At 69.9% G+C, this 10,026-nt stretch carries 10 protein-coding genes; 3 read left to right on the top strand and 7 right to left on the bottom strand.

Going from position 1 to position 10,026, the window contains the following annotated elements:
- Positions 1-81: 81 nt before the first annotated feature.
- Both D7V97_RS33505 and D7V97_RS33500 read right to left on the bottom strand, forming a co-directional pair.
- Positions 82-564 (bottom strand): peptidylprolyl isomerase, encoded by a 483-nt coding sequence (locus D7V97_RS33505; RefSeq protein ID WP_120614686.1) that lies wholly within the window; start codon positions 562-564, stop codon positions 82-84.
- 74 nt (positions 565-638) lie between these two features.
- Complete coding sequence (locus tag D7V97_RS33500) at positions 639-1,916, bottom strand: dicarboxylate/amino acid:cation symporter (protein WP_120614685.1); 1,278 nt, start codon at positions 1,914-1,916, stop codon at positions 639-641.
- A gap of 71 nt (positions 1,917-1,987) precedes the next feature.
- On the opposite strand from D7V97_RS33500, the gene D7V97_RS33495 reads away from it, so the two are divergent.
- A complete protein-coding gene (locus tag D7V97_RS33495) occupies positions 1,988-2,626 on the top strand; it encodes a hypothetical protein (protein ID WP_120614687.1) in 639 nt (212 codons plus the stop codon).
- Here D7V97_RS33495 and D7V97_RS33490 read toward each other — a convergent pair.
- Positions 2,605-3,378 (bottom strand): DNA methyltransferase, encoded by a 774-nt coding sequence (locus D7V97_RS33490; protein ID WP_120614684.1) that lies wholly within the window; start codon positions 3,376-3,378, stop codon positions 2,605-2,607. The two genes, D7V97_RS33495 and D7V97_RS33490, sit on opposite strands and share 22 nt — an antisense overlap.
- Before the next feature lie 173 nt (positions 3,379-3,551).
- On the opposite strand from D7V97_RS33490, the gene D7V97_RS33485 reads away from it, so the two are divergent.
- Positions 3,552-4,232 carry a hypothetical protein gene (locus tag D7V97_RS33485; protein WP_147445078.1) on the top strand — a complete coding sequence of 227 codons (681 nt, stop codon included), beginning with the start codon at positions 3,552-3,554 and terminating at the stop codon, positions 4,230-4,232.
- A 53-nt stretch (positions 4,233-4,285) separates the two neighbouring features.
- Positions 4,286-5,143 carry a type VI immunity family protein gene (locus D7V97_RS33480; protein WP_158623510.1) on the top strand — a complete coding sequence of 286 codons (858 nt, stop codon included), beginning with the start codon at positions 4,286-4,288 and terminating at the stop codon, positions 5,141-5,143.
- A 14-nt stretch (positions 5,144-5,157) separates the two neighbouring features.
- On the opposite strand, the gene D7V97_RS33475 is transcribed toward D7V97_RS33480, so the two are convergent.
- The 4 genes from D7V97_RS33475 to D7V97_RS33460 all read right to left on the bottom strand — a co-directional run.
- Positions 5,158-6,117, bottom strand: a complete 960-nt coding sequence (locus D7V97_RS33475; RefSeq protein WP_120614681.1) for a DUF2381 family protein — start codon at positions 6,115-6,117, stop codon at positions 5,158-5,160.
- Between the two features lie 68 nt (positions 6,118-6,185).
- Positions 6,186-8,114: a serine/threonine-protein kinase gene (locus D7V97_RS33470; protein ID WP_120614680.1), complete on the bottom strand. Its 1,929-nt coding sequence runs from the start codon at positions 8,112-8,114 to the stop codon at positions 6,186-6,188.
- A gap of 331 nt (positions 8,115-8,445) precedes the next feature.
- Positions 8,446-9,639 (bottom strand): TfuA-like protein, encoded by a 1,194-nt coding sequence (locus D7V97_RS33465; RefSeq protein WP_120614679.1) that lies wholly within the window; start codon positions 9,637-9,639, stop codon positions 8,446-8,448.
- Positions 9,636-10,026 (bottom strand): YcaO-like family protein (locus D7V97_RS33460; RefSeq protein WP_199729023.1); only part of this gene is annotated, 391 nt, incomplete at its 5' end. The genes D7V97_RS33465 and D7V97_RS33460, both read right to left, overlap by 4 nt.

Raw genomic sequence — 10,026 nt, 5'->3', positions numbered from 1 at the left:
GGGCGGGAGGAGCCATGGGGGCGCGAAGATAGTGCACGCCCCCCGGCTTGACGAAACGCTCCCTGCCGGGAAGTCGGCGCCCTACCCGTGCGCGCCGCCCGGTCCGTGCACGTGGCCATGCGTGAGCTCCTCCTGCGTCGCGTCACGCACCTCACGCACGGTGACGTCGAAGTGGAGCGTCTTGCCCGCGAGCGGATGGTTCAGGTCCACCACCACGGAGTCGGCGTTCACCGCCTGGATTCGCAGGGGGACGTTGCCCTCGTCCGTCTGGGCCATCAGCGTCTGGCCCACCTGGGGCGTGAAGCCCGGCGGCAGCATGGTGAGGGGCACGGTGCGCAGCCCCTCCGGGTTGTGGTCGCCATAGCCGTGCGCGGGCGCAACCACCACCTGCTTGCTCTCCCCGGTGTCCAGGCCCTCCAGGGCGCCCTCCAACCCGGGGACGATCTGCTTGTGCCCGTGCAGATAGGCGAGCGGCTGGCCCGGGGCACTCTGGTCGATGACCTCTCCGTCTCCGAGGTGGAGGCGGTATTCGAGCGCGACGACGCGACCGTTGGCGATCTTCATGCGGAGGAAGCTCCTTGGCTTCGGGAACGACGGAGTGGGACTTCGGGCAAAGGTGGAACCTGTGAGGCCGTGCGTCAGGCCGAGGGCGACTCCACCGCTTCCTCGGCGACCGGTCGGTCGGGCGGCTCCCCCCGGGACACATACACGGCGGCGGCCAGGTCGCCGGTGACGTTGAGCACCGTGCGGCACATGTCCAGGAAGCGGTCCACGCCGAGGATGAGGCCCAGGCCCTCCACCGGGATGTTGAACATGCCCAGGATCATCGCGATGACCGGGATGGAGCCCGCCGGCACGCCCGCGGTGCCAATGCCCGCCAGCACACAGATGAACATGATGACCGCCTGCTGCCCCAGGCCCAGCGGCACGCCGTACACCTGCGCGAGGAAGAGGACGGTGACGCCTTCGAAGAGCGCGGTGCCGTTCTGGTTCATCGCGGAGCCGGCGGTGAGCACGAAGCGCGACACGTTGCGCGGCAGGTGGAGGTTCTCCTCGGCCACCTTGAGCGCGGTGGGCAGCGTGGCGCTGGAGGAGGACGTGGAGAAGGCGGTGACGATGGCGAGCCGGCAGGAGCGGAAGAACTCCACCGGGTTGCGCCCGCCCAGGAAGCGCACCGACAGCGAGTAGACGACGAACATATGCAGGCCGAGCGCCAGCAGCACCACGCCCACGTACGACGCCAGCTGTCCCAGGATGTGGAAGCCCAGCCGCGCCGTCATGGAGAACAGCAGCGCGCCCACGCCGATGGGGGCCAGTTTCAGCACCCCGTCGATGAGCCGCATCATCACGTCGTAGAGCCCCTGGATGGCCGACTTGAGCGTCAGCGCGGGCTCGCCCGGGGTGAGCGCCAGGCCCAGGCCGAAGATGAGCGAGAAGACGATGAGGCCAATCATGTCCCCGTCCGCCGCGGCCTTGATGGGGTTGGTGGGCACCATGGACAGGAAGAGCGCGCCCACGGAGCTGTCGCCCGGTGGCGGGGCGGCTTTTATCTGCGTGCCCGTGCGGGCCAGGGCGCGGGCCTCGTCGCTCAGGCCGTCGCCGGGCCGCAGCGTGTTGACGAGCAGGAGGCCGATGAGGACGGAGATGACGGAGAAGACGACGGTGTAGCCGAGCGTGCGCGCGCCCAGGCGGCCCACCTGCTTCAAGTCCAGCTCCGCCACGCCGACGACGAGCGCGGCGAACAGCAGCGGCACCACGAGCATCAACAGCAGGCGGATGAAGAGCTGCCCCACGGGGTTGGTGACGTGCTCGACCAGCCCCTTGAGCCAGGGCGCATCCCCGAACACGGCGTTGGCCACGAGCCCGGCCACCGCGCCGATGGAAATCCCGAGGATCATCTTCTGATGGGCCTTCATATGGGCGCGAAGCCTAGCGGCGAAAGGAGGTGGCGCCCACCTCGCGTTCGGGAGAAAGCTTCCGGCCCAACGTGGAATCCCTCGTCCAGCTCACCGAACCCGCCCTGCCCCCTGCCCTCTTCCGCCAGCTGTCGCGGCGTGTGGGGGCGCTCAAGGGGGAGCGCCTGCGTCACACGTATCAGACGACGTTCTGGTACGCCTTCGGGCCTCCCCAGAACGTGGTGGAGGAGGTCATCCACACGCTGCGCCCGGCGGTGGCGAAGGGGCGCAAGATTGCCGGCGTGGAGTGGTGGCTGTCGCGCATGCGGGCCACCGACGTGCGGGTGGACTTCCACCAGGACCGGGACGAGCGGCTGGCCTTGAGCACGGGGAAGCTGGTGCACCCGAAGCGCTCGTCGGTGTTGTTCCTCAACCGCGTGCGGGGCGGAGCGCTGGCGGTGACGCGGGAGCTGCCGTCGGAGGCCAATCCGTCGCTCGCGCCGGACCGGCTGGAGGAGCTGACGCTGGTGGCGCCCCGGCCCAACCGGCTGGTGGTGTTCGACGGGACGCTGACGCACGGGGTGCTGGACGCGGACAACCAGGTGCCGGACGGGAAGCTGCCGGGGCCTTCGCGCGAGCGGCGCACGCTGGTGATGAACTGGTGGGACCACCGTCCCACCGACGTGCCGACGTGGAGCGAGACGCGCTACTACCGGGCGCTGGCGAGCTGACGGGCGGTGTCGCGCAGACGCTGGGTGACGCGCTCGGCCCACTCGGGTTCGACCTCCATGCAGGCGGGGCGGCGGCCCAGGCGCAGCGCGGCGGAGGGCATGGAGCCGCTGCCGGCGAACGGATCCAACACGGTGTCACCGGGGCGGCTCCAGGTGCGCACGAGCGGCTCCAGCACGGAGAAGGGCTTGTGGTGCGGGTGGCCGCCCCACTGCGTGGCCTCCGCGTCGTCGTCGTAGCCCCCGACGACGGCCCACACGGTGGGCAGGTCCCCGGGCCCGAGCGGCGGCGCGGGCGTGCGGGTGAGGACGAGCGCGACTTCATAGACGCGCAGGTTCTGCTCGTTGGCGTTCTTGTCGGTGGTGCGCTTGCCCCAGACGTACTCGCCGCGCAGGTGCGGGTAGCCCAGGTCGCGGGCGGCGGTGACGAGGGGCTCCTTGCCTAGCAGGTTGGTCCAGATGATGAGCGGCGCGTCGGGGGTGAGGTGCGGGACGGCGCGGGAGAGCCAGGCCTCGGAGAAGACGCGGTAGTCGCGCACGGACTCGAAGCGGACGATGGGGTTGCGGTCGATCTTCTTGTTCGCGCGGGGGTCGCGCAGGTCACCGCCCTTGCGACGCCGGGTGAGCAGGCAATAGGGGGGATCGGTGTGCAGCAGGGAGGCGCGGGTGTCGCCGAGGGCGGCCCGGTAGCCCTCGGGCTCGCGCGCGTCGGCGCGGAGGCAGCGCAGGGATTCGGGCGTCAGGTCGGAGGTCATCGTGTGGAGTGGAACCCTACAGCTTGGGAACGCGGTGGGGGCGATTCTGGCACCCTGGGGACATGAGATTCCGGCCCACCGCGCTCCTGTCCTGCTGGCTGCTGCTCTGTGGGTGCCAGTCCGCGGGCACGGGCCAGACGCGGCGCGAATATAAGCAGTCGCTGGATTCGGGCATGGCCGCCTGCCGGCAGAACCCGGCGTACTGCGCGGACGTGGCCGTGTCCGCCGGACTCCGGGCCACGGCTTCTGCGGGGGCGTCCGTCGCGGGCGCGCTCCAGGTGATGGATGCGGTGGCGAAGGCCCGTGTCCGGGAGATCATGGAGACGTGCGCGAATAAGGCCGAGTTCGATGTGAACCTGGAGCACTTTGGCGGCCAGCCGCCCACGAAGGAACAGTGCGAGGAAGTCTTGAAGAGGGACGCGGCGGGAAACCCCATCCTCACCCGGGCCATGAAGCTGGGGCAGGAGAAGCATGTGGCAGCACTGAGGTGCGTCCAACTGCGACTGTCTGTCGAACGTCCTGGTGGATTCAGCCTGGAGCAACGTTACCGGTATGACATCCAGTCGAAGGTCCTTGAACTGATCAGCAAGGCCGCGGAACTGGAAATGATCCGAACCGGGAAGACGGCGCGGCTTAGGGGCACGCTGGTTCCCGATGTGGTCATCCACGCTGGAAATCCGCTCCGGGTCGAGGTGGTCTACGACTTCAAGTTTTCCTGCCTCGTCGGCGATGCGTCACCTTGGCACAGATATCCGAAGGGACATCCCTTCGAGGATGTCAATCAGGGGCAAGCCTATGGAACAGCGCTGCAGGCCCCTGTGTTTCGCGTTTCCCCCATCCTGGGAGTCTACTGATGAGCGTAAACATTCCATCTGTACGAGTCGTTGCCAAGAATGGCTCCCTCGTCATGAAGGAGGGACTCAGCATCTGCTTCTATATGCACCACTCTCATCGGGATGTGGCGCCAGCGATTGAGCAGACACTGGATCTCTATCTCCAGACCATCGGCCCGAAGGCACTCACGCGTACTCCCACCGATGACGGTTACTGGCAGGACCTTGATGACTCCGCAATGAAGCACATCCGCGAGGAATTATTGGAGCGGAGAGCCCCTCTCATCGATTTGAGGGACAGTTCAGGAAGTCTTGAGGCGTACCAGTTCCACTACCAGGGCGTCGCACTGGACGCGCCGTACGATCTACACACACCAAGAAAGCGCCACGCCAGCGCCGTCTCCTTCTGGTTTCCCGTCAGCTTCCTCCAATCCCATGGCATCGGGCCCTTCCGGGACCTGGCCCTGGCCCTGGCGAAGTTGCTGCCTTTCAACTCCGGCCATGCGGGGCCTTCCTTCCATGCGTGGGCAATGGAACCCCTCACGCAACAGATGTTTCAACTGGGGCTCCGCTACCCCGGCATGGACATCCCCGATGAACACAACAACGCCTACACCGTGGGAGACCAGCTCGATGGCATCCACTGGATGAACTTCATCGGGCAGCCGGTGCTGGGCGCCGTGGGCGGCACGGAGGCCCTGCGGGCCCGCCTCACCCATCCCGGCACCTCCGTGGAGTCACTCGGTGGAGACCGTGCCCTCGTCACCCTTGGCGCGGAACCCGATGCGGGGGACACGGACGAGGGCCGAGTGCTCCCGGCCTACCGCGAGTTGGCGCGGGTCCTGGAGCCCTGGCTGACCTCGCGCGAAGCCGCGCGCCCCTACCGCGAGAACGAGGCCCTGCTCCGGTGGGAGCGCCGGTTCCTGGAGTGAGCCACGCGCCGCCTTCAGGGGAACTTGAGCCCGCTGAACACCGCGCTCCGCTTCCCCGCTTCGTCCCAGAGTTGCAGCATGAAGGGGCCATCGACTCTATTGCCCTTCAAGTCAAACTCCACGGTCACGGGCACAGAAGACCCGGGCGTCACCGGAGCTGTTTGTAAGGGTGGGAGCGATTCTGATGCATGCCCTCCCCGGTCCGTCAGCACCGCCCGCCGGATGGTCCATGGCAAGCCATCCTCCGAGCGCACCGTGAGCTGCACGGCCCTCCGCTCCCCCCCTCTGAGCAGCAGGACGGCATCGAGTCGCAACGGACACGGTCGTGCACAGGAAATTCCTGTGAATGCCGTGTCCATTGTGAGCGCTTCCAGAGGGCCCGTGACGGACAGAAGCGAGCGAAACCCATCCAACTCCGCCCTCCCACCGGATGTGGGCAGAGGGCGCTGCCGCAAACGCGCCAGCTCCGCACGCAACTGTTCTACCTCCTGACGGTATGACTCCGCGGAGCGGGCCCGCCGGTAGACTTCCACCTGGCGGTCCACCGCGGTGGCTTGCACCTCCAGGGTCAGCACCAGCCGCGCGGGCAGGGTGGCATCCTTGAAAGGGATGGACAGCTTCAGGGTTTCTCCCAGCCGCACGTCGCCGCTCGGAACGAGCACCAGGAGCGAGTTGCCCGCGCTCACCCGAGCGAACTGCGCACGCCCCTCCAGAGACACCTGCTCCTGCACGATGTCGGTGTCGAACATCAGGGTCGTGCTCAAGCCGGGCCCGATCCGGATGGGTCGCGTCGCGGCCCCTTCCGGGCCCACCTCCACGCGGAGGATCTCCCCTGACGCCTCCTTCACCTCCAGGGGAACGGCCGCCAGGACACACGTCGACCAGAGCAGGACCGGAAGCGCTACGGACAGACAGGAGGGCACGGTGTGGAGGGCTCCTCGAACCAGGGAAGCAGGGGCCTCCCTGTCTACCATGAGGTCCGCCCGATGCCCTCCGCCCCATTCAGGCCCACCTGCCAGGTAGGGGCGATGCGGAAGGGTGGCTACTCTTCGGCCACGTCCACGAAGACCTTCACTGGCTGGATGTTGACCAGCACTTTCGGAATCTGGCGTTGGTTGGGCGGGGCTTCGGGAACACCGACTTCCGAAGTGTAGCCAAACTCCAAGGTGTTCTTGTCCCAGTACTCCATGCACGCCGGGTAGGACTCCCCGGTAGGCAACACCACCTCCGTGAAAAGGATCCGCGTTAGGTCCTTCGACCAGAAGACCACGCGCCCTTTGACACGGGCGCCTGTGTTGAGTGCCTCATGACGCCCCGGGCGGACGACGAACCACCGCCATCCTTCGGAAACGGGGAGATAGCTGCCAATACGTGTAAAGTCGTCGTTCTGCCAGACGGCGCCACTGAGCCCTCTTGGCTTGCGGACCCCCAGATACTCCTCCATGGCTTCGGCAGCGCCCGCCGGGCACGGGATGGAACGGCCTTCCGCGGGGCGGATGGCGCCGGTGCCACCACCGCTCGCACAGGCCGCTCCCATGCACGCCGCGGCGGCGGCTGAAGCCAACTTGCGCAGGACACCGCCGTCCGCGCGCAGCGGCTTCGCGGGCGGGGGCGTGACAGAAACCAGCGCAGGCACGGAGGACGTCACCTCGGGGGGAGCCCCCGCATCCGGGGAAGACGCCACCGCGAGCACGGCGGCGTCGGGAAGACTCGGGGTTGGGGGCACGGACGACTTTCCTTTCTCGGGAACTGGCGTGACAGCGGGGCGATCAGCGTGCGGCGCCGGCCGGAACAACCCGAAGGCCAACAGACCCACGAGCAGTCCCGCCAGGCCGAGCGCACCGGCGACGCGGCGGCGCCGCGCTTGGGACAGGGATGAAGCGCCCGGGGATTTATCTCCCGGGGCAGGTGCCACGGCGGGCGGAGGCAACCCGGCGGGTTCGGGGGACCCGGACTCCGTGGAGGGCTTGCGGCCTCTTCGGAACTGGGACAGCGACACCACGCCCCGGTCCGCCAGGTCCGCATCGAGGGCCTCCGGGACGTCCAGCGACAGCTTCCACATCGGCTGGCGCCTGTCCTTGGCCACATCCCAGAGCGCCTGCAGCAGCGTCTCCGTGCTCGAATAGCGATCCTCGGGGCGCTTGGCGAGCAGCCGCAGCGCGATGTCCCCCAGGCCGGGCGGCACCCGGGAATTGACCTCCTGCGGGGCGCGCGGCACCACCGTCTCGATGGCGGGCAGCAGCCGTTCGTAGGGCAGCCTCGGGTCGAACGCGTAGCCGTCCGTCAGCGATTCGTAGAGCAGCGCGCCCAGCGCGTAGAGGTCGCCCGGGACGCCCGCGTCGAAGTTCGCGCCCGACTTCCAGGAGCCCTCGCGCAGGAAGGCCACGCATTCGGGCGGCAGCAGGTGCGGGGACGCGGGCGCCACGCCCACCGTCAGCGTGGAGGCCCCCGGGATGCGCGCGGTGCCCAGGTCGATGAGCACGGGCCGCTCGTCCGCGCGGCGGATCAGCAGGTTGTCCGCCTTCAGGTCCCGGTGGTACACGCCGCGCCGGTGGAGATCCGCCACCACCCGCACGACCTCCGTGTAGACGGTGAGCAGGTGCGCGGCGGTGGGCTTCACCCGCCAGCGCCACTCGTGGAACGTCTCTCCGTCCACGAAGTCGGTGACGTGGAAGAAGTAGCCGTCCGGCGGCGACGGCCAGCGATCCACGGCGTGCACACGCGGCAGGTTGGGATGCGGCGCGCACGCCAGCAGGGCCGCCACCTCGCGCGACAGCCGGCCGTTGACGTCCTCCTCCTCCGGGGCTTGCGGCCCCGCCGGGCGCAGCGCGATCTTCAGCGCGTAGATGTGCCCACCCCGCTCCACCTTGAACACCCGGCCGAAGCCCCCTGCCCCCAAAGTGCCGACGATGCGCCACGGTCCGACTTCGTGGCCGACCTCAAGCTGGTCCGGGTGCAGCTGCGGCGTCATGAAGCGGGCTCAAGCAGGCACATGACCTGAGGGGTGGGAACACACGGACTGGAGATCAGGACCGCCGGGGGCGTCCGCGCTGCCACGCACCACCCCGGAGGTGGGATTCCCCGCAATCCGGGTGCGCGCCGGGCCGTTGACGGCGCGGACCACCTTGGCGGAACCACCCAGGAAGCGGTGTGCAATGCGGACAACCTCCGGGGTTGACCCTAGCCGGCCCTGCGGGGCTGTCACGTTTTTTCATGACCCCGTGGGAGGGTGGACCGAAGGCGCGGCCCCAACCCGCCAGGGCTTCCGGACGCACCACGTCCAGCCCGGCGGCATGGACCTGTCAGTCGCCGCCGGCCTCGTCCGAGTCGGGGTCGTTCGTCAGCAGGGCCCGGGCGGCCTGCTCCCACTGGCCTCCCAGCCGGGCCTCGGACGCCAGCGCCTCGTCCCAGGAGGGGCCATCCGGCAACAGCCGCGAGGCCTGCGCCAGGGCCAGCCGCTCCAGCGCGCGCGTCTCGCACAGCTGTCGCAGGCCCGGGCCATCCAGCCCGCTCGCGGCGAGGAAGGCCTCCCGCCGGGAGCCGCGCACGCCCCGCTCCTTCCACCACGCGGCCTCCTCGGTGGCGACCTCCTCGTCCGTCACCGTGAGCCCCAGCGAGCGCACCCAGCCCGCGAGCAGCGCCCGCCGCAGGCCCGCCTCCGCCCAGGCCGCCGCGTCCGGCGCGCTCCGCAACAGCTCCAGCACGCGGCCCGAGTCCACGGCGCGGCCGCCCACCCGCGTCACGTCCTCCACCAGCCTCCGCCGCCGCACCAGCGACGAGGGGTTGCGCCGCGCGCCCGGCGTCGCCAGAGCCCCCGGCGCCGCCGGGTCCGACAGGCTCACGAACTCCGCCGCGGACCGCACGCAGGCGATGGCGTCCAGGCGCTTGAGGTCCTCCACCCCTTGCGCGAACCACGCGTCCCACGCGGCGAGCGTGGGCCCGGACCAGGCGGGGGCCACGGCCTCGCGGATCCGCGCCCAGGTGCGCTCCTGGTAGAAGAGGCTTGCCGCCGCGTCCACCAGGGCCTGCGCTCCGGAGCGCCCCAGCACCCGGGCCTTGCGCGCCCGCTCCGCCTCGTGGCGCACGTTGACCAGGGGCACGGTGAGCGGGCGCCAGCCGTGCTCGGCGTCCGCGTGCAGCAGCGCCACCTCCGCGTCGTCCACCACCACGCCGTCGCGGTACCAGCCGAAGATGCGGCCCACGCCCACCATGCCGTGCGCGGACAGCTCCGCGGCGCGCAGCGCACCCATGCTGCCGCCGCCGAACACCGCGACGCCCGCCTCCATCGCCGCGAGCAGCTCGTGGTGCCACACCGACGGCTGCGCCTCGAAGACGCCGTCCACCAGCACCAGCGCGCGGGGCTTGAGCGACAGCGCGCGCCACACGTCCCCCTGTCGCGCGGGCGGCAACACCGTGCACGGCGCCAGCTTGTGCGCCTCCGCCGCGGGCAACGAGGGCCCCAGGAACACCACCAGGTCGTCCGCCCGCCGCTTCACAGGAGCTCCGATACGCGCATGCCCGGCACCACCACCTTCCACACGTGCAGCCCCGGCAGCGGCGCGTCCAGCGCCACCCCCGCCACCCGTGTGAAGCCGGCGCGCTTCAACTTCGCCAGCACGGTGCCCACCCGCGCCTTCGCGGACGCCGTGCGCTTCATCCCGAGGTCCGGCATCGCCTCCGCCCGGTGCCGGGGCCGCACCTCCGCGCACGCCTGCGCGAACCCCAACGCCGCCTCACGGTCCGCCGCCGCCACGTCCTCGCGCGCCCCGTGGATGTCCGTCAGCCTCGACTGCGCCGCCTCCAGCAGGGCCTTGAGCAGCGCCTCGTCCCGGCCCGGCGCGCACGCATAGCCCGCGGTGAGCGGCACCGGCCCCTCCTCCGCG

The sequence above is a fragment of the Corallococcus sp. CA053C genome (assembly GCF_003611675.1).
Lineage (GTDB): Bacteria > Myxococcota > Myxococcia > Myxococcales > Myxococcaceae > Corallococcus.
Note: the sequence above shows the minus strand (reverse complement) of the source record. Positions and strands in the feature narration are given on the sequence as shown.